The organism is Arthrobacter bambusae, from assembly GCF_022606295.1.
Taxonomy (GTDB): Bacteria; Actinomycetota; Actinomycetes; order Actinomycetales; family Micrococcaceae; genus Arthrobacter; species Arthrobacter bambusae_A.
The window spans coordinates 21,165-44,323 of the sequence record NZ_JAHHZS010000009.1 but is presented as its reverse complement, the minus strand read 5'-3'; the positions used below and the strand labels follow the sequence as shown (position 1 = coordinate 44,323).

The following is a 23,159-nucleotide window of genomic DNA, read 5'->3' as shown; positions in this document are numbered from 1 at the left end:
AAGCAGACAAGAAGAGGCGGAGAACACAAACCATGCAGGACCTTGGAATCATCAGCCCGGGCCTGGAGGAGTTCCGCGAACTCGCCGCGCACAGCCGTGTCATCCCGGTCCGGCTGAGGGTACTGGCCGACGCCGAGACCCCCATCGGGCTCTACCGCAAGCTGGCCCAAGGCCAGCCCGGCACCTTCCTCCTGGAGTCGGCAGCTGTCGGCGGGGCATGGTCACGTTATTCCTTCATTGGTTCGCGGTCGCGTGCCACCTTGACAAGCAAGGACGGCCAGGCGCACTGGATCGGCGAGCCTCCTGTCGGCGTGCCCGTGGACGGCAGCCCGGTCGACGCCGTCCGCGACACCATTGCAGCCCTGCAGACCGACCGCTTCCCGGACCTTCCTCCCTTCACCTCCGGCCTTGTGGGCTTCCTTGGCTGGGAAACCGTCCGGCACTGGGAGAAGCTGACGAGCCCCCCGGAGGATGACCTCAACCTGCCGGAACTGGCCCTGAACCTCGTGACGGACATGGCTGTCCACGACAACATGGACGGCACCGTCCTGCTGATTGCCAACGCGATCAATTTCGACAACAGTTCCGAACGGGTCGACGAAGCCTGGCACGACGCCGTCGCCCGGGTGAAGCGCTTGCTGGACCAGATCAGCACGCCCGTGAAGCAGCCTGTATCGGTGTTGCAGTCCGAAGCCCTCGACTTCGCGTCGAGCGTCCAGGAACGCTGGGCCGAGCAGGAGTACCTCGACGCGATCGATCGCGGCAAGGAAGCGATCGTCGACGGCGAGGTCTTCCAGGTGGTCATTTCGCGACGCTTCGAAATGGAGTGCGCCGCGGACCCGCTGGATGTCTACCGCGTGCTGCGAAACACCAACCCGAGCCCTTACATGTACCTCTTCAGCCTCGAAGATCCCGACGGACGCGAGTACACGATCGTCGGCTCCTCTCCCGAGGCCCTCGTGACGGTGACCGGCAACGAGGTCATCACCCACCCGATCGCCGGATCGCGGCCCCGCGGCAAAACCGTGGAAGCCGACAAAGCGCTGGCCACCGAGTTGCTCGCGGACCAGAAGGAACGCGCCGAACACCTCATGCTCGTGGACCTCTCCCGGAACGACCTGTCCAAGGTCTGCGTGGCCGGAACGGTTGACGTTACGCAGTTCATGGAGGTCGAACGCTTCAGCCACATCATGCACCTCGTGTCCACGGTCGTCGGAGAATTGGCGCCCGGGGCGAAGGCATACGACGTCCTCAAGGCGACCTTTCCCGCCGGCACGCTGTCCGGCGCGCCCAAACCGCGCGCACTGCGGCTCCTGGACGAACTCGAACCGCACCGGCGCGGCATCTACGGCGGCGTCGTCGGATACCTGGACTTCGCAGGCGACATGGACATGGCGATCGCCATCCGCTCGGCACTGTTGCGTGAGGGCCGGGCGTATGTCCAGGCCGGCGGCGGCATCGTGGCCGATTCCCACAAGCCTTCCGAAGCGCTGGAGACCGTGAACAAGGCGGCGGCCCCCTTGCGTGCCGTGCACACCGCCGGATCGCTCCACAACATTTCCCCCGACGCCGTTTCCGCGGAATCGATCGTCGACGGGAAGCCCGCGCTGTGACCGCCGACCGCCCTCAGACGGCCACCGCAAAGCCTCCCGTGTGGGCACGGAAGGGCAACGTGGTGCTCGCCATGGCCATTTTTGCCCTCGCCGTTTTCGGGACCACCACGCAGACCTGGATCAACGTCCGGCTCGATCCCGCCGCCGCGGCGAATGCCGACCTCCACGTCCAGGGGAGCAAGGCCGCCACAGCGGTGACCGCGCTCGCGCTCGTCGCCCTTGCCGGGGGACTGGCATCGTCCATCGCGGGCAAGGTTTCGCGCTGGATCATTTCAACGATCATCGTGCTCGCCTCGGCGGGCATCCTCATTGCCGCGGTGACCGTCCTGGCAGACCCACTCGGTGCGGCGCAAGGAACCATTGCGGCGACCACAGGCATTTCGGGCGGGCAGGCGGCCGCATCGTCGACTGTCTTCCCGGTACTCGCCGTCGTGGCTGCCGGCCTGCTCGCCCTGTGCGGTGGCCTGCTTCCGCTCGCGGGCCGGCACTGGAAGGCGCGCACCAAGTACGACGTCGCCAGCCGGGCGGCCCTCGCGGGTTCCGGACCGGTCGACGAGATCGACAGCTGGGACAGCCTCTCCCGCGGAGAAGACCCCACCTAAGACCCGACTGTCCGGACATCGGACGATGTCCCGGGTGCAGTCAATAAATGGCAGAATGTAAGCAGTATTCATCCTGAGGAGATTTTCACATGAGCAAAACCACAGTGTCCGCGAGCAAGGCCCCTGTGACCGCTGCAAGCCACAGCGACGCCATCGGCCACGGCAACAGCCCGGCCGCGTGGACCTGCGTGATTGTCATGCTGGTAGGGGCCTTGATTTCGTCCATCGCCTTTGTGATCGCCAGCACCCCCATTTTCATCGCCGGCATTGTTGTCATGTTCGCCGGCCTGATCGCCGGCTGGGCCATGCGCAAGGCGGGCTACGGCGTCGACGGCAGCAAGCTGAAGAACGCCGGCCACTGACCGTGACCGTTCTTGATGACATCATCGTCGGTGTCAGGGAGGACATGGAGGCACGCCGCCTTGTTGTTGGCCTTGACGAGCTGAAAGAGCGCGCAGCGGCCGCCGCGCCCGCACTGGACGCGTGGGCTGCCTTGGGCGGTCCGTCTGCCAGCCGCGACGAATTGAAGGTCATCGCGGAAATCAAGCGCCGCAGCCCGTCGAAAGGCGATCTCGCGAGCATCGTCGACCCTGCGGCACTTGCGGTGCAGTACGCGGACGGCGGCGCTTCCGTGATCAGCGTCCTCACCGAACAGCGGCGCTTCAACGGGTCCCTCGCTGACCTGGACGCGGTCCGCGCCGCCGTCGACATCCCGTTGCTGCGCAAGGACTTCACGGTTGACGAGTACCAGATCTGGGAAGCCCGCGCCCACGGCGCGGACCTCATACTGCTGATCGTCGCGGCGCTTTCCGATGCACAGCTGCGCGAATTCAGCGCGTTGAGCCACGAGCTTGGCATGAACGTCCTGGTGGAAACCCACACGCCCGAGGAGATCGAGCGTGCGGCCGCAGCCCAGGCACGGATCATCGGCGTGAACGTCCGCAACCTCAAGACGCTCGACGTCGACCGCACCCTGTTTGCCTCGCTCGCGGGAAGCATTCCCGCGGGAGCAGTTGTCGTGGCTGAATCCGGGGTGCGGAACGCCGAGGACGTCGCGCACTATGCGGGAAACGGTGCCCACGCAATCCTTGTGGGCGAGGCCCTTGTGAGTGACTCCACGCCACACGAGCGGATCAGCGAATTCAAGGCGGCCGGAGCTGCCGCCATCGCAGTCAGGACCTAAGGCAGGCCTGAATCGCGGCCGGGACCCGGACAACAGCAGACACCATGGCTGCCTGCTGTGCCGCGGCTCCCGGAAGAACCCAACTACCAACTGAACAGGACGGTGAGACTGATGGTGGACGCATCAACAGCCAACTCGGATGAGAATGTGGCCGACGCATTCCTACAAGGCGGAACCTCGCTCCGCAACGCCGCTGGGCCATATTTCGGCTCTTACGGTGGACGTTGGATGCCCGAGTCCCTCATCGCCGCCCTGGACGAAGTTGAGGACACGTTCGAGAAAGCCAAGGCCGATCCCGAGTTCCTCGCCCAGCTGAAGGACCTCAACAAGAACTACTCAGGCCGTCCGTCGCTCCTCACGGAGGCCAAGCGGTTCTCGGAGCACGCCGGCGGGGCCCGCATCTTCCTCAAGCGCGAAGACCTGAACCACACCGGGTCGCACAAGATCAACAACGTGCTCGGACAGGCCTTGCTCGCCAAGCGCATGGGCAAGACCCGTGTCATCGCGGAAACCGGCGCGGGCCAGCACGGCGTTGCCAGTGCCACCGCTGCGGCCCTGCTCGGACTCGAATGCGTCGTCTACATGGGCGCCGAGGATTGCCGCCGCCAGGCGCTCAACGTGGCTCGCATGCAGCTCCTGGGCGCCACCGTGGTTCCCGTGACCAACGGATCACAGACGCTCAAGGACGCCATCAACGACGCCCTCCGCGACTGGGTTTCCAATGTCGACAACACCCACTACCTGCTGGGCACCGCGGCCGGCGCACACCCGTTCCCGGCGATGGTGCGTTTCTTCCACGAGGTCATCGGCGAAGAAGCGCGCGCCCAGATCCTGGAGCAGACCGGCAAGCTGCCCGACGCCGTCTGTGCCTGCATCGGCGGTGGTTCCAATGCCATCGGCATCTTCCACAGCTTCCTGGACGACGCCTCAGTGAAGATCTACGGCTTTGAGGCAGGCGGCGAGGGCGTCGAAACCGGCCGCCACGCCGCAGCCATCACCCTTGGGCGCCCCGGGGTGCTCCATGGTGCCCGGTCCTACCTCATGCAGGACGAGGACGGCCAGACCATCGAGTCCCACTCGATTTCCGCCGGCCTGGACTACCCGAGCGTGGGTCCGGAGCACTCCTACCTCGCCGACATCGGCCGCGTCACGTACGAGCCCATCACGGACACCGAGGCCATGGAAGCGTTCCGCCTGCTTTGCCGGACCGAAGGCATCATCCCCGCCATCGAGTCTTCGCACGCCCTCGCCGGCGCCATCAAGGTGGGCAAGCAGCTCACGGAAGGCAAGGAAAACCCGGCAGACACGATCATCATCGTGAACCTGTCCGGGCGCGGCGACAAGGACGTGGAAACAGCCGCCGAATGGTTCGACATGTTGGATGAGAACGGCAACGTCAAGGGCACCACCCTCTCCACCCGCAAGCCCAAGGGAACGTCCGAACGCAGCAACCTTGAGATCAGCACTGAAGAAGCAAACGGGGGCCGGAACTGATGACTGAGCAGATGAGCAGCAAGTCCGCGGCCGCGATCGACCGCGCGAAGGCACAAGGCCGGGCCGCGTTGATCGGATACCTGCCGGCAGGCTACCCGGACATTCAGTCAAGCATCGACGCCGGCATTGCCATGGCCCGCAACGGCGCGGACCTCATCGAAATCGGCATCCCGTATTCGGACCCCGTCATGGACGGCTCGGTCATCCAGGCTGCGACCACGGAAGCAATCGCCAACGGTTTCCACGTCGCCAGCGTGTTCGACGTCGTCGCGGGCATCACCGCGGCCACCGACGCCGCAGTGCTGGTCATGACGTATTGGAACCCCGTCATGCGCATGGGCGTGGACGAGTTCTCACGCAGGCTGGCCGAGGCCGGGGGAGCAGGGCTCATCACTCCGGACCTCATTCCGGACGAGGCAGCCGAATGGTTCGCTGCATCGGACAAATACGGACTGGACCGGGTCTTCCTTGTAGCGCCTTCGTCCACGCCGGAGCGCCTGGCCATGACGGTGGAGGCAAGCCGCGGCTTCGTCTACGCCGTTTCCATCATGGGTGTCACCGGAGCGCGGCAGTCAGTCAGCAGCGCCGCGGAGAAGGTTGTGGCGGACACGCATGCAGCCGGCGCCGAACGTGTTTGTGTCGGACTCGGAGTCTCCACCGCGGACCATGTCCGCGAGATCGCCGCTTACGCGGACGGCGTGATCGTTGGTACCGCGCTGGTTGCCGCGATCCGCGACGGCGGCGTTGACGCCGTCGCGCAACTCACCAAGAACCTCAGTGCCGGCCTCGGCCGGGCCACAGCGCAGGCCTAGAAAAGGAAAAGCGTAGACAATGCAGAGTCTCCTCCACGTCGCGGCAATGGCTCCCATGAGCATTCCGAGCCCCTCATGGTCCGGATTTGATATTCCGCTTCCGTGGGGGACCCTCCGCATCCATGCCTACGCGCTGTGCATCCTCCTGGGCATCGTCGTGGGCCTGTGGCTCACCGCCGTGCGCTGGAAGCGTCGCGGCACTCCTGAAGGCAGCCTGTGGGACATCGCCATCTGGGCGATCCCCTTCGGCATTGTGGGCGGCCGGCTTTACCATGTGATCTCATCGCCGGACGCGTACTTCGGACCGGGCTTCAACGGCACCGGCGACCTCTCCCTGATCCCGCAGATCTGGCGGGGCGGCCTGGGCATCTGGGGTGCCGTGGTTCTCGGCGTTGTCGGCGCCTGGCTCGGATGCCGCCGTTCCGGCGTCAAGCTCACTGCCTTCCTCGACGCCGCAGCCCCCGGGCTCCTGCTGGCACAGGCGATCGGACGCTGGGGGAACTGGTTCAACCAGGAACTCTTCGGCGGACCCACCACGCTGCCGTGGGGCCTCCAAATAGACCCCAACAGCCCCAACTTTCCGGCCGGGATGCCCAGCGACACGCTGTTCCACCCGACGTTCCTCTACGAATCCCTCTGGAACATCATCGGCGTCGTGGTCCTCCTCGTCCTGGACCGCCGCTTCCATTTCCGCCGCGGCAGGCTCTTCTGGCTGTACGCCATCTACTACACGCTCGGCCGCGTCTGGATCGAAGCGTTGCGGATCGACGACGCCGAACAGATCAACCTCTTCGGCATCACCACACGGCTCAACGTGTGGACCAGTATCTTCGTCTTCATCGCGGCGCTCATCATCTTCATCGCGCTGAGCCTGCGCGGCAGGCCCGAGCCGGACACGGCGTACCTTCCCGGCAGGGAGCCCGTCGCGGTGACCGCCGAAGAGGATGAGCCCGCCGTCGGCCACCCACATGCCGGGGACGATGAGCGGACTGCCGACGACGACACGGCTGCCGCCCGGGAGGCGGACAGCCCAATTGTGACCGATACGAAGTCCCATGATGCGGACGGATCTGTCTCAGATACCGGTGCGCATGGTAATCTCCGGAATAACCAAAGCGATCTGGGCCATACTGCTGAGCCAACGGAAACGGCCGAGGAGCCACATGCCGGCGTCACGTCGGATTCCGGCTCAGCGTCCACCGAAACCACCGCCAGCAGTGTCCTTGGATCCGGGCCGGAAGCTGGCAGAACCAAGTAGCCAGCGCTACGGCATCGGGGAACCGGGCTACCGCCCAGAGACCCCCGGCCACAGCGTCGTGGCACCCTTGGCAGTAGCCCGGCAGCACACAGAGGCTCCGCGGTCAAGCTTGGGTCAGGGGCATGCGTAACTGTTCGTTGCGTCTTGCCCGCTGTCCTACAATTTCTAGTAACTAGCGCTTTGTTATGCCCGTCACACGGCTGGCAAGGTGGGGCCAACGTTGTCCCTTCCATTCGCACGATCTCGAGGAAGGACGTCTTCAATGACCCATCTTCATAACCCAAGCTGGTCCGAAGCAGTCGAACCGCAAGGTGCCATCTCGCCCTTCAAACGTTTTGCTGCGCTCCCGGAAGCCCAGGGACTCTACAACCCTGAGCAGGAGAAGGACGCTTGTGGCCTTGCCATCATCGCCACCCTGCGTGGTGAACCCGGCTATGACATCGTGGAAGCGGCCCTGACTGCCCTGCGCAACCTTGAACACCGGGGCGCCGTGGGCGCCGACGAAGGCACGGGCGACGGCGCCGGGCTCCTCATGCAGGTTCCGGACGAATTCTTCCGGGCCGTCACGGAGTTCGAACTCCCGGCACCCGGGCAGTACGTCGTCGGTACCGCCTTCCTTCCGGCTGAAGCCCGCGAAGCCGGAACCGCGAAGGCCGGCATCGAAGCCCTTGCAATAGACGAGGGCCTGACGGTTCTTGGCTGGCGTGAAGTGCCCGTGGTCGGAGACCTGGTCGGTGCCATGGCTCGTGCCTGCATGCCTTACTTCGCGCAGCCGTTCCTCGCCTCCGCGACGGGCGAGGTGCTGGACAGGAATGAACTGGACTCCCGCGCCTGGCGTGTCCGCAAGCGTGCCCAGAACAAGTTCGGCGTGTACTTCCCGTCGCTGTCCTCGCGCACCATCGTGTACAAGGGCATGCTGACCACAGCCCAGCTGGAGCCGTTCTACCCGGATCTCTCGGACAAGCGCTTCAAGACCAAGCTGGCCATCGTGCACTCGCGCTTCTCCACGAACACGTTCCCGTCGTGGCCGCTCGCGCAGCCGTTCCGCACCATCGCCCACAACGGTGAAATCAACACCGTCAAGGGCAACCGGAACTGGATGCGGGCGCGCCAGTCCCAGCTCGCCAACCCGCTGCTGGGCGATTCCCCGGAGGAGCTGTACCCCATCTGCACGCCGGGTGCCTCGGACTCCGCGTCCTTCGACGAGGTTGCAGAGCTGCTCTGGCTTTCCGGACGGCCCATCACGCACTCGATCATGATGATGATCCCCGAGGCATGGGAAAACCACGCCACGATGGATCCTGCCCGCCGCGCCTTCTACGAGTACCACTCGCTGCTCATGGAGCCGTGGGACGGTCCCGCAGCAGTGTCCTTCACCGACGGCAACCTCGTGGGTGCGACCCTTGACCGCAACGGCCTGCGCCCCGGCCGCTACTGGATCACCGAAGACGGGCTGATCGTCTTCGCCTCCGAGGTCGGCGTGATCGACGTCGAGGCCGCCAAGGTGGTCAAGAAGGGCCGTGTTTCGCCGGGCAAGATGTTCCTGGTGGACACCGAAGCCGGCCGCATCATCGACGACGCCGAGGTCAAGGCCGAGGTGGCCGCCGCCAACCCTTGGGCTGAATGGGTCAAGGACAACCTGATCGACCTCAACAACCTTCCCGAGCGCGAACACGTGCTGCATACCGCGGCGTCCGTGAACATCCGCCAGCGGACATTCGGTTACACCACCGAGGAATTGAAGATCCTCCTTGGGCCCATGGCCCGTACCGGGGCCGAACCGCTCGGCGCCATGGGTTCCGACACCCCGGTCGCCGTGCTGTCCAAGCGTCCGCGTTTGCTGTTCGACTACTTCGTGCAGTCTTTCGCGCAGGTCACCAATCCGCCCCTGGACGCGATCCGCGAAGAGCTTGTCACCTCGCTGAAGTGCGCCATCGGTCCAAACGGAAACCTGCTCGACGTCGGGCAGGTGCGCCAGCCGCAGATCTCCCTGCCGTTCCCGGTGATCAACAACGACCAGCTCGCCAAGATCGCCAACATCGAGAATGCCGACGGCGACAAGGTCGCCATGAAGGTCCGCGGACTCTACCGCCCGGAGGGCGGAGAAGCATCGCTCCGAAGCCGCTTGACCGAAATCTGCGAGCAGGTTTCCGGTGCGATCAACCGCGGCGTGCAGTACATCGTGCTGTCGGACCGTGACTCGAACGCGCAGTGGGCGCCGATCCCGTCCCTGCTGCTCGTGAGCGCGGTGCACCACCACTTGCTCCGCAGCGCCAACCGCACCAAGACCGCCCTGGTGGTGGAGGCCGGCGACGTCCGCGAAACGCACCACGTGGCAGTGCTGGTGGGCTTCGGCGCTTCCGCCGTCAACCCCTACCTGGCCATGGAGTCCGTGGAGCAGCTCATCAGCACCGGCGAAGTCGTCGGCGTGACCGCTGAAGACGGCGTGTACAACCTCATCAAGGGCCTCGGCAAGGGTGTCTTGAAGATCATGTCCAAAATGGGCATTTCCACGGTGGCCTCCTACACCGGCGCCCAGACTTTCGAAGCACTGGGGCTGTCCCAGGACCTCGTGGACGAATTCTTCTCCGGCACCCACTCGCAGTTGGGCGGCGTCGGCCTGGACGTCATCGCCGCTGAGGTTTCCGCGCGCCACCAGATGGCCTACCCGGAAGGCGGCATCGAGCTGCCGCACCGTCCGCTGCTCGGCGGCGGCGAATACCAGTGGCGCCGCGACGGCGAACCGCACTTGTTCAACCCGGAGACGGTCTTCCGCCTGCAGCACGCCACGCGCGAACGCCGCTACGACATCTTCAAGTCCTACACCAAGGGAATCGACGACCAGTCCGAGAACCTCATGACCCTGCGTGGGCTCCTGAAGTTCAAGGACAGCCAGCGTCCCGCCGTGCCCCTTGAGGAAGTCGAGCCGGTTTCCAGCATCGTGAAGCGCTTCTCAACCGGAGCGATGAGCTACGGCTCTATCTCCAAGGAAGCCCACGAGACGCTCGCAATCGCCATGAACCGGCTGGGCGCCAAGTCCAACACCGGCGAAGGCGGCGAAGACGTGGACCGCCTGCTGGACCCGGAGCGCCGCTCCGCGATCAAGCAGATTGCCTCCGGGCGTTTCGGCGTGACGAGCCTGTACCTGACCAACGCCGAGGACATCCAGATCAAGATGGCCCAGGGCGCCAAGCCCGGTGAAGGCGGCCAGCTCATGGCGCAGAAGGTCTACCCCTGGGTGGCCCGGACCCGCCACTCGACCCCCGGCGTGGGGCTCATTTCCCCGCCCCCGCACCACGACATCTACTCCATCGAGGACCTCGCGCAGCTCATCTACGACGCCAAGCGCGCCAACCCCTCGGCTCGTGTGCACGTCAAGCTGGTGTCCGAGGTCGGGATCGGCACGGTGGCGTCCGGCGTCACCAAGGCGAAGGCCGACGTCGTGCTCGTTTCAGGGCACGACGGCGGAACCGGCGCCTCGCCGCTGAACTCGCTCAAGCACGCCGGTGTCCCGTGGGAGCTCGGCCTTGCCGAGACCCAGCAGACGCTTATGCTCAACGGGCTCCGCGACCGCGTCGTGGTCCAGGTGGACGGCCAGCTCAAGACGGGCCGCGACGTCGTCATCGCTGCGCTGCTGGGTGCCGAGGAGTACGGTTTCGCGACCGCGCCCCTGGTGGTGTCCGGCTGCATCATGATGCGCGTCTGCCACCTCGACACCTGCCCGGTGGGCGTCGCAACCCAGAACCCGGAGCTCCGCTCGCGCTTCACTGGCAAGCCCGAATTCGTGGTCAACTTCTTCGAATTCCTTGCCGAGGAAGTCCGCGAACTGCTTGCCGAACTCGGTTTCCGCAGCCTCGAGGAGGCCATCGGCCATGCCGAGGTCCTGGACACCCGCGAAGCGGTGGACCACTGGAAGGCCGAGGGACTCGACCTCGACCCGATCCTGCACGGTCTCGAGTTCGACGACGACGTTCCCCTGCGGAACCTCACCGGCCAGAACCACGAACTCGACAAGCACTTCGACCAGCGCCTCATCGGCATGGCCGCCGAGGCTTTGAGCGACCGCACGCCGGTGAAGATCGCCGTCGACGTCATCAATACGGACCGTTCAGTGGGTACCATGCTGGGTCACGTCGTCACCAAGACGTTCGGCATCGATGTGCTTGCCACGGACACTATAGACGTCACGCTGAAAGGCACCGCCGGGCAGTCGCTGGGCGCCTTCCTTCCGGCCGGCATCACGTTGCGCATGTTCGGCGACTCCAACGACTACGTCGGCAAGGGCCTCTCGGGTGGACGCATCATCGTCCGCCCCGACCGCACCAACGTTTTCCAAGCGGAACGCAACGTCATCGCAGGCAACGTGATCGGCTACGGCGCCACGAGCGGCGAAATGTTCCTGCGCGGCCAGGTGGGCGAACGCTTCCTGGTCCGCAACTCGGGGGCCACGGCCGTCGTCGAAGGCATCGGTGACCATGGCTGCGAGTACATGACGGGCGGCCAGACGCTGATCATCGGCCGCACCGGCCGCAACTTCGGTGCCGGCATGTCCGGTGGTACCGCCTACGTGCTGGACCTCCAGCCTGCCAGGGTCAACAAGCAGGCCTTGGATTCCGGCGAACTGCAGTTGCTTGAGCTCGACGACGAGGACCGCACCATCGTGCACGGCCTCCTGGTCAAGCATTTGGAAGAAACTGAATCCGTCCTGGCAGGCCGCTTGCTCGAGAACTTCGATGACACCGCTGCCCGCATCACCAAGGTTCTGCCGCGCGACTACGCCGCAGTCCTGCAAACCCGTCTCGATGCCATCGAGGAAGGCCTTGATCCCGATGGCGAAGAAGTATGGTCTCGAATCCTGGAGGTAACCGGTGGCTGATCCACGCGGATTTCTGAAAGTCCGGCAGCGCGAGACGCAGCCACGCCGTCCCGTTCCCGTCCGCATCATGGACTGGAAGGAAGTCTACGAAGCCCAGGACAAGGGCGTGCTCAAGAGCCAGGCAGGCCGCTGCATGGATTGCGGTGTTCCGTTCTGCCACCAGGGCTGCCCGCTGGGGAACCTCATTCCGGAGTGGAACGACCTCACGTGGCGCGGCAAGGGCGAGGAAGCGATCGAGCGCCTGCACGCCACGAACAACTTCCCGGAGTTCACGGGCCGCTTGTGTCCTGCGCCGTGCGAAGCATCCTGTGTCCTGGGCATCAACCAGCCTGCCGTGACCATCAAGCAGGTTGAGGTTTCGATCATCGACGACGCCTTCGAAAACGGCTGGGTCCAACCGCTTCCGCCGGCGCGCCTCTCCGGCAAGACGGTCGCCGTCGTCGGCTCCGGCCCGGCGGGACTTGCGGTCGCGCAGCAGCTGACGCGCGTCGGCCACACTGTGGCCGTCTACGAGCGTGACGACAAGATCGGGGGACTGCTGCGCTATGGCATCCCCGACTTCAAGATGGAGAAGGAACAGGTCGACCGCCGCGTCGAGCAGATGAAGGCCGAGGGCACCCGCTTCCGCACGGGTGTGGCGGTCGGAAGCGACGTGACGTGGGAGCAGTTGCGCCGCCGTTACGACTCGGTGGTGATCGCCACCGGTGCCACCGTTCCGCGCGACCTTCCCATCCCGGGCCGCGATCTCGACGGCATCCACTTCGCCATGGATTACCTGGTGCCCGCCAACCGCGTGGTGGCCGGTGAAACCGTGGAAGGCCAGATCGATGCCAAGGGCAAGCACGTCATCATCCTCGGCGGCGGAGACACCGGCGCCGACTGCCTCGGCACGGCACACCGTCATGGCGCCGCGTCCGTCACGACCCTCGCGATCGGCAAGCAGCCGCCGCTCGAGCGTGCCACCCACCAGCCTTGGCCGACGTTTCCCACACTGTTCGAGGTTGCCAGCGCGCACGAAGAGGGAGGCGAACGCACCTACCTCGCCTCGACCGTCGAGTTTGTCGGCGAAAACGGCAAGCTCACAGGGGTCAAGGTGGCCGAGACCGAGTTCGTGGACGGCAAGCGCCTGCCGAAGGCCGGCACGGAGCGCGTCATTCCGGCCGATCTGGTCTTCCTGTCGCTCGGCTTCACGGGCGCGGAACCTGCCGGTATCACCGAACAGGTCAGCGCAGAATTCGACGGCCGCGGCAACGTGGCCCGAGATGGGTACTACATGACCAACACCGAGGGAGTTTTCGTCGCAGGCGACGCCGGCCGCGGGCAGTCCTTGATTGTCTGGGCTATCGCTGAAGGCCGCGCCTGCGCGGCCGCCGTCGACAGGTACCTCATGGGCAGCACCATTCTCCCCGCGCCGGTGGCTCCCACCGACCGGGCTATAGCGGTCCTCTAAGGACCGGCGCACGACGCTTTCCCAACTCCAACTGCAGCACACTACTAGGGTAGGTATATGAGACGCGCAAAAATCGTGGCAACGTTCGGACCGGCAATTTCCAGCTTTGACAACACCCTCGCGGTGCTGGAAGCCGGCGTCGACGTCGCCCGCATGAACATGAGCCACGGCGACTACTCGGTACACGACAACACGTACGAGAACGTCCGCAAGGCTTCCGCCCAGCTCCACAAGCCCGTTGCCATCATGGCCGACTTGCAGGGCCCGAAGATCCGCCTGGGTCGATTTGTCGACGGCCCCCACGAGCTCGCCGTCGGTGACACTTTCACCATCACCACCGAGGACGTCCCCGGTACCAGGGACATCTGCTCCACCACGCTCAAGAGCCTCACCGAAGACGTCAACGTCGGCGATGCATTGCTGATCGACGATGGCAAGGTCGCGCTGCGCGCCATCGAGGTTGACGACGTCAAGGTGGTCGCCACGGTGACCGTCGGCGGCTGGGTCTCCAACAACAAGGGCATCAACCTGCCAGGCGTTGCCGTCAACGTCCCCGCGCTGAGCGAAAAGGACGAGGACGATCTCCGTTGGGCCATGAAGCGCGGTGTCGACCTGGTCGCACTGTCCTTCGTCCGCGATGCCTCCGACATCAAGCGCGTGCACGAAATCATGGACGAAGAGGGCCGCCGCGTGCCGGTGATCGCCAAGATCGAGAAGCCGCAGGCAGTGGACCAGCTCCACGAAATCATCGACGCCTTCGACGCCATCATGGTTGCCCGTGGCGACCTCGGCGTGGAACTCCCGCTCGAGGAAGTGCCGATCGTCCAGAAGCGCGCCATCGAACTGGCCCGCCGATGGGCCAAGCCCGTCATCGTGGCCACCCAGGTCCTTGAATCGATGATCGACAACCCGCGACCGACCCGTGCCGAAGCTTCGGACTGCGCCAACGCAGTGCTCGACGGCGCCGACGCAGTCATGCTCTCCGGCGAGACCAGCGTGGGCAAGTACCCGATCGAGACGGTCAAGACCATGGCCCGCATCATCGAGTCCACTGAAGAGCACGGCCTCGAACGCGTTCCTCCGCTGGGTACCAAGCCCAAGACCCGCGGTGGCGCCATCACGCGTGCCGCCGTCGAAATCGCCGACCAGCTGGACGCAAAGTACATCTGTACTTTCACCCAGTCCGGCGACTCGGCCCGCCGCCTGTCCCGTCTGCGTCCCGTCAAGCCGGTGTTCGCTTTCACCCCCGTGGAGCACGTCTGGAACCAGTTGGCGCTGACGTGGGGCATCCAGCCCGTCCTCGTCCCCATGGTGGGCCACACCGACGCCATGACGGCCCAGGTGGACCGCAGCCTCCTCGAGATGAAGATCGTGGAGAACGGCGATCTCGTGGTCATTGCTGCCGGTTCCCCTCCTGGACAGGCCGGTTCCACGAACTCACTCAAGGTCCACAAGGTGGGAGACCTCGCGGACACGTCCCGCGTGGAAGAAGCCGCAGCCCGCAAGGAAAAGGTCGGACCGTGGCCGGAAAAGAAGAAGGCCAAGTCGAAGGTCTGATCTTTTCGGATTAGCTTTTCGGATCTAGCAGGGGAGGCTCCGCCGTGTGGCGGGGCCTCCTTTGTTTTTTGTTCTGTTTTGTTTGGGGCTGGGTGGTTCGTCGCCGCGGCGGGTGCTGTTCGTCGTCGGGGGCTGCCCGGAGACGACGAAGGGCGCCGCTTCACGTGGAAGCGGCGCCCTTCGCGGGGGAGTGCTAGTTGACCTGGTTGATGATGGTCTCGGCGACCTCGCGCATGCTGAGGCGACGGTCCATGGAGGTCTTCTGGATCCAACGGAACGCTTCCGGCTCCGTGAGGCCCATCTTCGTGGTCAAGAGGCTCTTGGCGCGCTCCACAAGCTTGCGCGTGGCGAACTGCTCCTGAAGGTCGGACACCTCGTTTTCGAGCGCCTTGATCTCTTCGTGGCGGGAAAGGGCGATCTCGATGGCCGGGATCAGGTCTGCCGGGGTGAAGGGCTTGACGACGTAGGCCATGGCGCCGGCATCGCGTGCGCGCTCCACGAGTTCCCTCTGGCTGAACGCTGTCAGGAGGACCACGGGGGCGATCCTCGCCTTGACGATCTTCTCCGCGGCGGAGATGCCGTCCATGACAGGCATCTTGACGTCCATGAGGACCAGGTCCGGCTTCAGTTCCTCGGCCAGCTGGACAGCCTTCTCACCGTTGTCGGCCTCGCCGACAACGTCGTAGCCTTCGCCCTTCAAGATCTCGATGATGTCCAGGCGGATGAGGGTCTCATCCTCTGCGACAACTACTCGGCGTGCCGGCTGGGATGCGGGCTTGGACTCCGTCTGTTCTGACACGGGATCTCCTTCAAGACGTACGGCGGGTTCTCAACCATCTTAGTTGCACCCGGTCCGTGCGTATGATTTATTGCTCGGCCGAGCCGGTTCTGGAAATTAGCCTATCTGCATGTAGAGTAGTTTCGCGCACTGCAACAGGGAGCGTTGAGTTCTGTGAAGAGCCCGACGTCGGTTAGTCTTGTTTCGGTGTTTCCGCGCCCGAGTGGCGGAATTGGCAGACGCGCCGCACTCAAAATGCGGTATCGAAAGGTGTGTGGGTTCGAGTCCCACCTCGGGCACAGTGTTTCCGCAGGTCAGGGGTCTATTTGGCCCCTGACTGTTGACAAAAAGACCAAAAGTGTTGACACGGGCCTAGCATTTTTATGTGGCCAGCATTCGCAAACGCATGAAAAAGGACGGTACATCGTCCTTCATGGTGCTTTGGCGAGACCCGAAGAGCCACGAGCAACAAGGCCTGACTGTCGCCTCCGAATCGGAGGCCGAGACCCTCAAACGGCTGTTGGACGCGAACGGACAATCCTTCGAAATCGCCCAGCAAGCAATCCTCGCGAACCAGTCGAAAGTACCGACTGTGGCCGAAGTGATTCAGGAGCATATTGACCTCCTGATCCGGCCCTCAAGTGGAACCACCCGGACTTACCAGACGATGCTGGACCTTCATGTGCGGGACGTCATTGGTCATATCCCGGTGGACAAGCTCGATTATCGGCACATGAATCACTGGGTCAAGTCGATGATGGCCAAGGGCCGTTCACCGAAGACCATCCACAATGTTCATGGTCTTATCTCTGCGGCGATGAACACTGCCGAGATGCTTCAATACATCCCCCGGAACCCTTGTCGTGGCGTGCAGCTGCCTAGCCTTGACCGGGCTGAGGATGAAGCGATGTTTCTCACGCATTCCGAATTCAGCCTGATCATGGAAGGCATGGGGGAGAGATACAAGGCGTTTACGAGCTTCCTCGTCATGACCGGAACAAGGTTCGGCGAAGCAACGGCGCTTACCGTGGGGGATGTTGACCTTTTGTCCAAGCCGCCCACGGTACGGATCAACAAGGCCTGGAAACGGGACGGGCAGTCGCAGTTTTACATTGGAGCCACGAAGACCGGCGCCGGAAAGCGCACCATCGGACTCAATCCGGCACTGGTCGAGCTATTGATCCCGCTGGTGGCCAGTCGCCCCGGGAAGGAACTTCTATTCACCACTCCAAAAGGACAGCGAATCGTCCACAAGCTGTATTGGCATCACTACTGGGTGCCAGCCGTCAGGACGGCGCAGGCGATTGGGCTGACGAAGACGCCACGTATACATGATCTCAGGCACACGCATGCGTCCTGGCTGATCCAGGACGGGGTTTCGCTATTTACCATTTCGCGGCGCCTCGGCCACGCTTCAACCCGGACAACGGAACAGGTGTACGGGCATCTGATGCCACAGGCGCTGCAGGCAGGCGCTGACGCCACAGAGCGTTCGATCACCGGATTCGTTCACTGAAGGTGTGGGCGGCGCCAAAGCCGCGCGGTCCGCACGTTAGTTCACCGGGGACAGCCGGCCCTTCCCGCGAGTTCCGATGAGTCGGGCGGGCGCCGTCGGTGCTGCTTGCACCGGCACCTCACTCAGGCGAGCGATTTCCATGATGTGCTCGGACGTAAAGATGATCTTTCCCTTGCCCCAGCAGGTATGTGGGAAACGCCCAGCGGCGGCGCCGTCGCGAAGCCAGGCCTCAGTGCATCGCATGATGGCAGCCGCCTCGGCCGGCTCGAAGAACTCAAGGTCCATTTGTCTTCCCTGATTTCGTGAGTGGTGTTGGCAGTTCATGCCCGTGGATGCAGGAATTGACATGACTAAGCCCAAGTGACCACATTGGCCGATCAATACACGGACAGACCTTCGCTCCCCAAGGTCGCGGAAAAGGCTTCGGCGGCCGCTCGTACGCTCTGTGGAGAGGCCGAAACCCTTGATGAATCGGAAGATTCCACGAGCCCGGCGCCCTTCAAAAGTGCGATCTGACGGCGGATGGCTGAGGAAGAGATTCGGAGTTCCGAACCGATTTCCGTGCAGCTCGCGGGCCCATTCCTAAGAAGGAAACGGATGATTTGGCTTCGTGTTCGGTTCATCAAGATGTTCGACATTGAGACCAGACCTGTGAACGATAGAAATTGCTGCTGTAGACGGGTCTACAGCAGCAGGCTACTCCGGACTACTTAACCTGTGAAGGCCCGTGTGAACGTGGGCGGGCTCATTGCCCTGCGGGATCACCCGCGAAATACTGGGGGCACTAGTAAGTGCTGCGAAATCTGATTCTGCGGCAGGGTCCCAGTAAGTTCCGAAGGGGTGGCTATGCCAAGAGAAGAGATGGGCTTGGCTGGCACTCTGACCCCTCAGGCGGAACTTGCCCGGCGCCTGAATCTGCTCCTTGACGTCGTCGTAGCGGAACGAGGGAAGCCGGTGACGTTCCGCGAAGTCCAGGATGAACTGGCCGGAAGGGGTATCAAGCTTTCCAGAGCCCGCTGGTTCTACATGAAGGACGGACGCGGTCGCCTCGTCAGCGATACTGAATTGCTAACCGCATTGTGTGACATCTTCAACGTCGACCGCTCATACCTTCTGGTGGGCAACAAAGCTAACTTGCCAGAACGCATCGATTCCCAGCTTGAGTTCGTCAAGTCCCTCCGCGCGGCACGGGTGAAGTCCTTTGCGGCCCGAACTCTAGGGGATGTATCGCCGGAGACTCTTCGTGTGATCTCCGAGTATCTCAACAAGGACATCGGCAGGCATCCTGCCGCCGAGGATGCTGCTGCTAGTTCTCCATCAGATACTCAAGATGAGCATCCAGAAGTTCCTTAATGCGGGCGGCGTTTGCTGAATAACGAGGCGACCGGCCGTGCCTCCGACCGGGTTCTACGTCGACTTTGATCACGCCGAACGTTTCAAGGGCCAGAAGGTGTTTTGCCACGCTTGGCTCACCGGCACTCACTGCATCCACGATGTCTCCGCGTGTTGCGGGGCCGTGGGCTGAAAGATAGCGGAGGATCTCGTTCCGCGACCTATTCCCAAAGGTCGCGACGGCAGCCTCGACGTCGGACGACCAAGCGTCGTCGCGGGGCTGGGTAATCCTTGGCATGGAACCATTCTTACCGAACGCGTACAGAAAAGTAAGACTCGCAGTCTTGACGGTACTTTAATTATTCTTGACAATAGTTTGCATAGCTTTGTTGCGATTGTGGGTGGAGTCGATCACGGGCTGACACCCTCATGTGCGGGGGTACCCGCGCCGGACTATTGGAGCCTGCTTTGTCGAAGCGGTGAAGACCATGAGTGTCGAAGACGGGGCGAATCAAGCCCAACAAGAACAACCAATACCAGCGACTATTGATGTTTCCCTTACCAGGCCTCTCGAACCGGTGCCAATCCCGGTTGACCAGATCATGGTGGCCGTCGAGGGAGTCCGACGTTACGTCGTTTCCCATCTCTCCCGGATCGGGCGAGCATGCGATGCGGACGACGTCATGCAGGACATCCGGGTGGCGGTCTGGGATGGAGTCGCGCGCGGCCACTATCGCCAACTCCCCGGTGTTCGCTTTGAGGCATGGGTACAGGGAGTGACGGGCAACGTATGCGCCGCACACATTCGCCGTGAGCTGTCCCATCAGACGCTGCCGCTGCTGGTCGAACCAAGCTGCGGTGACTCCCCGGATTCGTCTGACGCCCTCGCTCTCTTGGCTATCGACCGGAACTGGGAGAGAGGCGCTGATGGGGTAGTAGACCAGGAATGGGCGCGAGCGATTATTGCCCTGACCAGAGCGAGTGTGAATGAGAGCATCTGGGGCCTAGCCATGGATAGTCTTACTGCGCCGCGTCGATACGGTCCGCCCTCGCCACAGGATCGCCGCCGCTGGCATGCGGTGACAGTAGTGCGCCAGACGGCGAAGACCGTTCAAAGTGCCTTGGACGTAGAGCCGGCAGACGTCCGCAGCGTCGAAGATCTCTGCCGATATGCAGCTGAATGCCTGCCGACGCTAGTGCTCCGTCGAGTCGCATCGACCATCGTTCGTCGAGGTGTTCGTGGGCCGGAGAGAAATCGAGCCCTGGAATCGTTGGCGGCTGAGCTCGGGGTCACCGAACGCTATGTCGCTGTGCAGATCGGCTTTGCCCGGCGGTTGTATCAGGCGTCGTGGAAGATTCTCCGGAATGGAATGACAGCGGCCCCATGAGTCATGTCGTGAGCCGGTACTGCTTGCAATAGAAGGGGGACAAGGAGGCAGACATGGGGCTGTTGCAGAGGCGTTTTCTGCTGGGCACAGGGAAACGGCGGTCCTGGTGGATCGGCGTCCTGGCAATTCTGAGTGTGGTGGCGGCAATGTTCATTCTTGCGCTTCCCGCGGGCGGGACCCGAACGGAGCCTGCTTCACCCTTGACGGCTGGCTCGGCACCCACTGGCCCGGCGGCGTCGTCGACCTTCTCGCCAGTCGCGTCGCCGACCGCAGCTTCCGCGTTGGAAACTCCACCCGCGGTCGGAGAACCGCGCACAACGGACTATCGGAGGCTTGCTTCCGCGGCGGCGACGGCGATTTACACCTGGGACACGAGAACGGCGTCGTACTCTGAGGTCTACTCCCGGCTCCGTGATTGGTGGGACGTTCTGCCGGACGGTTCCAACCCCCTAACGGTGTTTGTGCAGGAGTTCGAAGCGACCGGGGTCAACGCGGGAACCTATGCAACCTTGGCAGGGGAGCAGGCGCGCCGATCGGCGACGGTCCAGTCCCTTGTGTGCGACGGCGAGCTGGCCAAGGTGCGCGAGCACCCGGCGCCGTGGGCTGGCCTTCACGTCTGCACGGCCACTCTGAGCGTTATTGATCAATCGAAATCTGACCGCAACGCCTATGCGGCTCCCGTGAGCGTCATGGTGAATTGTCCACCGGCCAGCACGGCCCCGACTGATCATTGTGACGTGGTTGGCTTCTACGCGACGCCGAGCAGGATCGTGTACTGATGCCCGCTCCTGCGAGTCTGGCCGGTTTGGCGAAGCACCGCGCTATTCTGCGGTCATCGGCGGCTGTGGTTATGGCGCTAACCCTGATCTGTGCCTTTGCGTTTTACGCTGGTGTGGCAGTGTTTGCCGCCAACTCGGCAACCACTGCTAGTACTTGCTCGCTCGATGCGATCGGCAAGGGCCATGCGCCATCGGATGAAGCCACTGGTCTGCAGATTCAGCCAAACAGCGAGGCGCCGGCTACCCTAACTTCCGGACAGGTGTCGGTTGCGCGGATTTACATTGCAGTCGGAAAGCAGAAGGGAGTGCCGAGGGACGGCCAAATCATCGCGATCATGATGGCCCTCCAGGAATCCGGGCTGAGAGTCCTGGCGAACACAAACGTCCCCGCTTCGCTTTTGATCCGGCACGACGGAGTCGGCAGCGACCACGACTCCCTTGGGACCGCGCAGCAACGTCCAGCGGCTGGCTGGGGGACCATCGAGCAACTAATGGACCCTAACTACAACGCACGGGCCTTCTACGGCGGACCGGGCGGACCCAACCACGGGAGCCCGCGCGGGCTGCTTGATGTCCCCGCCTGGCAGTCCATGGATAAGGGCGAGGCCGCCCAAGCTGTGCAAGTGTCGGCCTTTCCCGAGCTGTACGCGCGGTGGGAACCTGAGGCAACGGAAGTCGTTGACGCCCTCACAGGTGGCAATGCACCAGCTTCTTGCGACAGCGTTCCGAACGGTTCGGCGTCGCCGGTCATGCCGACGAATCTGAGCCAGATCCGGAAGGACATTCTGCACTTTGCTCAAGAAGGGCTGGGTGGGGCGTACGTGTGGGGTGGAACGGCGTTCAAAGCTTGGGACTGCTCAGGCTACGTCCAATGGATCTTCAAGCAGGTGGGGTTCAACCTGCCACGTGTAGATCAGTGGACCGTGGGGCACCGAACTGACAATCCACAGCCAGGGGACTTGGTGGTGCAGAACCCGCAGGGCCCGAACAATTGGGGGCACGTCGGCATCTATGCCGGTGACGGCATGATGTACAGCGCGCTGAATCCGGCTGTTGGGACGTTGCGGCATCCTGTCGAATGGAACTCGGGTACTGCGTACTTCGATTTGTTGGGATAATTTCAAGGGCTGTCGGCAACGCGCTTGGCGCGGACCTCGTGACGGGCAACGGTTCCGGCAAGCCCACGGGGCTGTTTCAGTCCTCCACGCTTGGCGTGATCGGCGCGACCGGCGTAACTGGTGCACCGAACTTCGACAACGTAATTGACCTGTTTTATTCGGTGATTCCGCCATACCGGAACAGCCCTCAGGCAGGCTGGCTCGTGAACGACACGACGTCGGGAGTTCTCCGGAAGCTCAAGGACAACCAGGGCCGCTACCTCTGGGACACGTCGGTGACCGTCGGTTCCCCGGACATGATCCTAGGCAAGCCGGTCTACGCGGATGCAAACGTTGCCGCCACGGCCGTCAACGCCATGAGCATCGCATTTGGTGACCTGTCCCAGTACTACGTCCGCTTGGTCAACGGTATCCGCTTCGAACGCAGCGATGACTTCAAGTTCGATTCCGACGTCGTTGCCTTCCGCTGCCTTGTCCGGGCTGACGGCATCCTGGTGGACCAAACGGGCGCTGTGAAGCACTTCGCTGGCGCAGCAGCTACCTAAGAAAGGGTTGGACGAATGCGCGAACAAGAGGCTCGCGTTCTGCCGGGCGTCCTGGAATTCCGCGCGTCCGGCACGGACGGCGTGGGCACACTGGTCGGCTACGCCAGTGTATTCGGCAATTTGTCCGAAAACCTGGGCGGATTCAGGGAACAGGGGGGCCCGGCTGCGTTCAACAAATCGCTTGGCGACAGAGCGCCGGTTGTGGCCCGATTCAACCACTCGGACGACCAACTCTCTTGGGCACGACCGAGGCCGGTACGCTGACGCTTTCCAAAGATAGTTACGGGCTGCGGCATCAGGTTGATTTGCCGGACACACAGGCCGGGCGCGACGTCGCCGCGCTCGCGAAGCGCGGGGATCTCCGCTATTCATCCTTCGCCTTCCGCACGGTAGAAGACGATTGGAACGACGACCAAGGCGTGCTCTTGCGGACGCTTCACAGCGTGCAGCTTATCGACGTGGCACCCGTTGTTTCCCCGGCCTATCGGGACACGACGGCCCGGCATGCGTTCGCTCGCGAGCCGCACTGGCGTTGACTACGAACGGCTGCGCTCCGCAGTCCGCCACGGAATCCCACTGACGGAGTTGTTGAGCGGAGACGCTCCACGGCTGGAAGTGCTCAGGCGGAAGCTCGGTCTCCCATAGACCGGGCGTAAACGTCGTCGGGTGCCGGGCCATGGACAGCCATGCACCCGGAACGATGGCCGAAAGGGAGCGTCTCCTTTCTCCGCTCCCGGCCAGCGCCCAAAACCGCAAGGCCCGCCGTGGTGAAATTCCTCCGCCAATGGCGGGCCTTCGCGTTAATCCCGGTTCGAAACGCGTCGGCACGTCGACCTCTACTGAACGGGAAGTTTTCGG

The 23,159-nt window shown here is 63.5% G+C and carries 22 protein-coding genes and 1 tRNA gene; 19 read left to right on the top strand and 4 right to left on the bottom strand.

Going from position 1 to position 23,159, the window contains the following annotated elements:
• The first annotated feature begins 32 nt into the window (after positions 1 to 32).
• The 10 genes from KNN17_RS08185 (at position 33) to pyk (ending at position 14,845) form a co-directional block, all read left to right on the top strand.
• Positions 33 to 1,613 carry an anthranilate synthase component I gene (locus tag KNN17_RS08185; protein ID WP_078105455.1) on the top strand — a complete coding sequence of 527 codons (1,581 nt, stop codon included), beginning with the start codon at positions 33 to 35 and terminating at the stop codon, positions 1,611 to 1,613.
• Positions 1,610 to 2,215 (top strand): Trp biosynthesis-associated membrane protein, encoded by a 606-nt coding sequence (locus tag KNN17_RS08180; protein ID WP_241708273.1) that lies wholly within the window; start codon positions 1,610 to 1,612, stop codon positions 2,213 to 2,215. Before KNN17_RS08185 ends, KNN17_RS08180 begins: the two co-directional genes overlap by 4 nt.
• A gap of 89 nt (positions 2,216 to 2,304) precedes the next feature.
• The gene (locus tag KNN17_RS08175) at positions 2,305 to 2,577 is read left to right on the top strand and encodes an HGxxPAAW family protein (RefSeq protein WP_078105454.1); all 273 of its coding nucleotides are present in this window, start codon (positions 2,305 to 2,307) and stop codon (positions 2,575 to 2,577) included.
• 2 nt (positions 2,578 to 2,579) lie between these two features.
• Entirely contained in the window at positions 2,580 to 3,398 is an 819-nt protein-coding gene (gene trpC / locus KNN17_RS08170) for an indole-3-glycerol phosphate synthase TrpC (RefSeq protein ID WP_241708272.1), read from the top strand.
• Positions 3,399 to 3,509: 111 nt separating this feature from the next.
• A complete protein-coding gene (gene trpB, locus KNN17_RS08165; RefSeq protein WP_241708271.1) occupies positions 3,510 to 4,892 on the top strand; it encodes a tryptophan synthase subunit beta in 1,383 nt (460 codons plus the stop codon).
• Positions 4,892 to 5,704 carry a tryptophan synthase subunit alpha gene (gene trpA, locus KNN17_RS08160; RefSeq protein WP_241708270.1) on the top strand — a complete coding sequence of 271 codons (813 nt, stop codon included), beginning with the start codon at positions 4,892 to 4,894 and terminating at the stop codon, positions 5,702 to 5,704. Before trpB ends, trpA begins: the two co-directional genes overlap by 1 nt.
• A 19-nt stretch (positions 5,705 to 5,723) precedes the next feature.
• Positions 5,724 to 6,962 carry a prolipoprotein diacylglyceryl transferase gene (gene lgt / locus KNN17_RS08155; RefSeq protein ID WP_241708269.1) on the top strand — a complete coding sequence of 413 codons (1,239 nt, stop codon included), beginning with the start codon at positions 5,724 to 5,726 and terminating at the stop codon, positions 6,960 to 6,962.
• Between the two features lie 262 nt (positions 6,963 to 7,224).
• Positions 7,225 to 11,838 carry a glutamate synthase large subunit gene (gene gltB / locus KNN17_RS08150; RefSeq protein WP_078105450.1) on the top strand — a complete coding sequence of 1,538 codons (4,614 nt, stop codon included), beginning with the start codon at positions 7,225 to 7,227 and terminating at the stop codon, positions 11,836 to 11,838.
• The gene (locus KNN17_RS08145) at positions 11,831 to 13,288 is read left to right on the top strand and encodes a glutamate synthase subunit beta (protein WP_241708268.1); all 1,458 of its coding nucleotides are present in this window, start codon (positions 11,831 to 11,833) and stop codon (positions 13,286 to 13,288) included. The genes gltB and KNN17_RS08145 overlap by 8 nt, the downstream gene beginning before the upstream one ends.
• A 57-nt stretch (positions 13,289 to 13,345) precedes the next feature.
• The gene (gene pyk / locus KNN17_RS08140) at positions 13,346 to 14,845 is read left to right on the top strand and encodes a pyruvate kinase (RefSeq protein ID WP_241708267.1); all 1,500 of its coding nucleotides are present in this window, start codon (positions 13,346 to 13,348) and stop codon (positions 14,843 to 14,845) included.
• Positions 14,846 to 15,038: 193 nt separating this feature from the next.
• Here pyk and KNN17_RS08135 read toward each other — a convergent pair whose 3' ends face one another.
• A complete protein-coding gene (locus KNN17_RS08135; RefSeq protein ID WP_241708266.1) occupies positions 15,039 to 15,644 on the bottom strand; it encodes an ANTAR domain-containing response regulator in 606 nt (201 codons plus the stop codon).
• A 196-nt stretch (positions 15,645 to 15,840) separates the two neighbouring features.
• Between KNN17_RS08135 and KNN17_RS08130 the strand changes: the two genes are divergently transcribed.
• Together KNN17_RS08130 and KNN17_RS08125 are read left to right on the top strand one after the other, a co-directional pair.
• Positions 15,841 to 15,922: transfer RNA gene (locus KNN17_RS08130), tRNA-Leu, on the top strand.
• 86 nt (positions 15,923 to 16,008) lie between these two features.
• Entirely contained in the window at positions 16,009 to 17,139 is a 1,131-nt protein-coding gene (locus KNN17_RS08125; RefSeq protein ID WP_241708265.1) for a tyrosine-type recombinase/integrase, read from the top strand.
• 36 nt (positions 17,140 to 17,175) lie between these two features.
• Here the strand turns inward: KNN17_RS08125 and KNN17_RS08120 are convergent, their stop codons facing one another.
• Together KNN17_RS08120 and KNN17_RS22630 are read right to left on the bottom strand one after the other, a co-directional pair.
• Positions 17,176 to 17,424, bottom strand: a complete 249-nt coding sequence (locus KNN17_RS08120) for a hypothetical protein (protein ID WP_241708264.1) — start codon at positions 17,422 to 17,424, stop codon at positions 17,176 to 17,178.
• 92 nt (positions 17,425 to 17,516) lie between these two features.
• Complete coding sequence (locus tag KNN17_RS22630; protein WP_372489647.1) at positions 17,517 to 17,762, bottom strand: winged helix-turn-helix domain-containing protein; 246 nt, start codon at positions 17,760 to 17,762, stop codon at positions 17,517 to 17,519.
• A 223-nt stretch (positions 17,763 to 17,985) separates the two neighbouring features.
• On the opposite strand from KNN17_RS22630, the gene KNN17_RS08115 reads away from it, so the two are divergent.
• A complete protein-coding gene (locus KNN17_RS08115; RefSeq protein WP_241708263.1) occupies positions 17,986 to 18,492 on the top strand; it encodes a hypothetical protein in 507 nt (168 codons plus the stop codon).
• On the opposite strand, the gene KNN17_RS08110 is transcribed toward KNN17_RS08115, so the two are convergent.
• Positions 18,446 to 18,769, bottom strand: a complete 324-nt coding sequence (locus KNN17_RS08110) for an ArsR/SmtB family transcription factor (RefSeq protein WP_241708262.1) — start codon at positions 18,767 to 18,769, stop codon at positions 18,446 to 18,448. The genes KNN17_RS08115 and KNN17_RS08110 overlap by 47 nt on opposite strands.
• A 190-nt stretch (positions 18,770 to 18,959) precedes the next feature.
• Here KNN17_RS08110 and KNN17_RS22625 point away from each other — a divergent pair, with 190 nt between their 5' ends.
• From KNN17_RS22625 to KNN17_RS22405, 6 genes are read left to right on the top strand one after another with little or no spacing between them, the layout of a single operon-like run.
• Positions 18,960 to 19,859: a sigma factor gene (locus tag KNN17_RS22625; protein WP_372489646.1), complete on the top strand. Its 900-nt coding sequence runs from the start codon at positions 18,960 to 18,962 to the stop codon at positions 19,857 to 19,859.
• A 53-nt stretch (positions 19,860 to 19,912) separates the two neighbouring features.
• Positions 19,913 to 20,638, top strand: a complete 726-nt coding sequence (locus KNN17_RS08105; RefSeq protein ID WP_241708261.1) for a hypothetical protein — start codon at positions 19,913 to 19,915, stop codon at positions 20,636 to 20,638.
• A 26-nt stretch (positions 20,639 to 20,664) separates the two neighbouring features.
• The gene (locus KNN17_RS08100; RefSeq protein ID WP_241708260.1) at positions 20,665 to 21,756 is read left to right on the top strand and encodes a C40 family peptidase; all 1,092 of its coding nucleotides are present in this window, start codon (positions 20,665 to 20,667) and stop codon (positions 21,754 to 21,756) included.
• Complete coding sequence (locus tag KNN17_RS08095; RefSeq protein WP_242598655.1) at positions 21,717 to 22,301, top strand: phage major capsid protein; 585 nt, start codon at positions 21,717 to 21,719, stop codon at positions 22,299 to 22,301. The genes KNN17_RS08100 and KNN17_RS08095 overlap by 40 nt, the downstream gene beginning before the upstream one ends.
• 15 nt (positions 22,302 to 22,316) lie before the next feature.
• Positions 22,317 to 22,565: an HK97 family phage prohead protease gene (locus tag KNN17_RS22620; protein ID WP_372489645.1), complete on the top strand. Its 249-nt coding sequence runs from the start codon at positions 22,317 to 22,319 to the stop codon at positions 22,563 to 22,565.
• Positions 22,538 to 22,837, top strand: a complete 300-nt coding sequence (locus KNN17_RS22405; protein ID WP_274619684.1) for an HK97 family phage prohead protease — start codon at positions 22,538 to 22,540, stop codon at positions 22,835 to 22,837. The genes KNN17_RS22620 and KNN17_RS22405 overlap by 28 nt, the downstream gene beginning before the upstream one ends.
• Positions 22,838 to 23,159: the final 322 nt, after the last annotated feature.

Bases quoted from the DNA above. Each gene is read 5' to 3' on its own strand.
- KNN17_RS08185 (WP_078105455.1), top strand. From the start codon at position 33: ATGCAGGACCTTGGAATCATCAGCCCGGGCCTGGAGGAGTTCCGCGAA.
- KNN17_RS08175 (WP_078105454.1), top strand. From the start codon at position 2,305: ATGAGCAAAACCACAGTGTCCGCGAGCAAGGCCCCTGTGACCGCTGCA.
- trpB (WP_241708271.1), top strand. From the start codon at position 3,510: ATGGTGGACGCATCAACAGCCAACTCGGATGAGAATGTGGCCGACGCA.
- trpA (WP_241708270.1), top strand. From the start codon at position 4,892: ATGACTGAGCAGATGAGCAGCAAGTCCGCGGCCGCGATCGACCGCGCG.
- lgt (WP_241708269.1), top strand. From the start codon at position 5,724: ATGCAGAGTCTCCTCCACGTCGCGGCAATGGCTCCCATGAGCATTCCG.
- gltB (WP_078105450.1), top strand. From the start codon at position 7,225: ATGACCCATCTTCATAACCCAAGCTGGTCCGAAGCAGTCGAACCGCAA.
- pyk (WP_241708267.1), top strand. From the start codon at position 13,346: ATGAGACGCGCAAAAATCGTGGCAACGTTCGGACCGGCAATTTCCAGC.
- KNN17_RS08120 (WP_241708264.1), bottom strand. From the start codon at position 17,424: ATGGACCTTGAGTTCTTCGAGCCGGCCGAGGCGGCTGCCATCATGCGA.
- KNN17_RS22630 (WP_372489647.1), bottom strand. From the start codon at position 17,762: ATGAACCGAACACGAAGCCAAATCATCCGTTTCCTTCTTAGGAATGGG.
- KNN17_RS08115 (WP_241708263.1), top strand. From the start codon at position 17,986: ATGCCAAGAGAAGAGATGGGCTTGGCTGGCACTCTGACCCCTCAGGCG.
- KNN17_RS08110 (WP_241708262.1), bottom strand. From the start codon at position 18,769: ATGCCAAGGATTACCCAGCCCCGCGACGACGCTTGGTCGTCCGACGTC.
- KNN17_RS22625 (WP_372489646.1), top strand. From the start codon at position 18,960: ATGAGTGTCGAAGACGGGGCGAATCAAGCCCAACAAGAACAACCAATA.
- KNN17_RS08105 (WP_241708261.1), top strand. From the start codon at position 19,913: ATGGGGCTGTTGCAGAGGCGTTTTCTGCTGGGCACAGGGAAACGGCGG.
- KNN17_RS08095 (WP_242598655.1), top strand. From the start codon at position 21,717: ATGGAACTCGGGTACTGCGTACTTCGATTTGTTGGGATAATTTCAAGG.
- KNN17_RS22620 (WP_372489645.1), top strand. From the start codon at position 22,317: ATGCGCGAACAAGAGGCTCGCGTTCTGCCGGGCGTCCTGGAATTCCGC.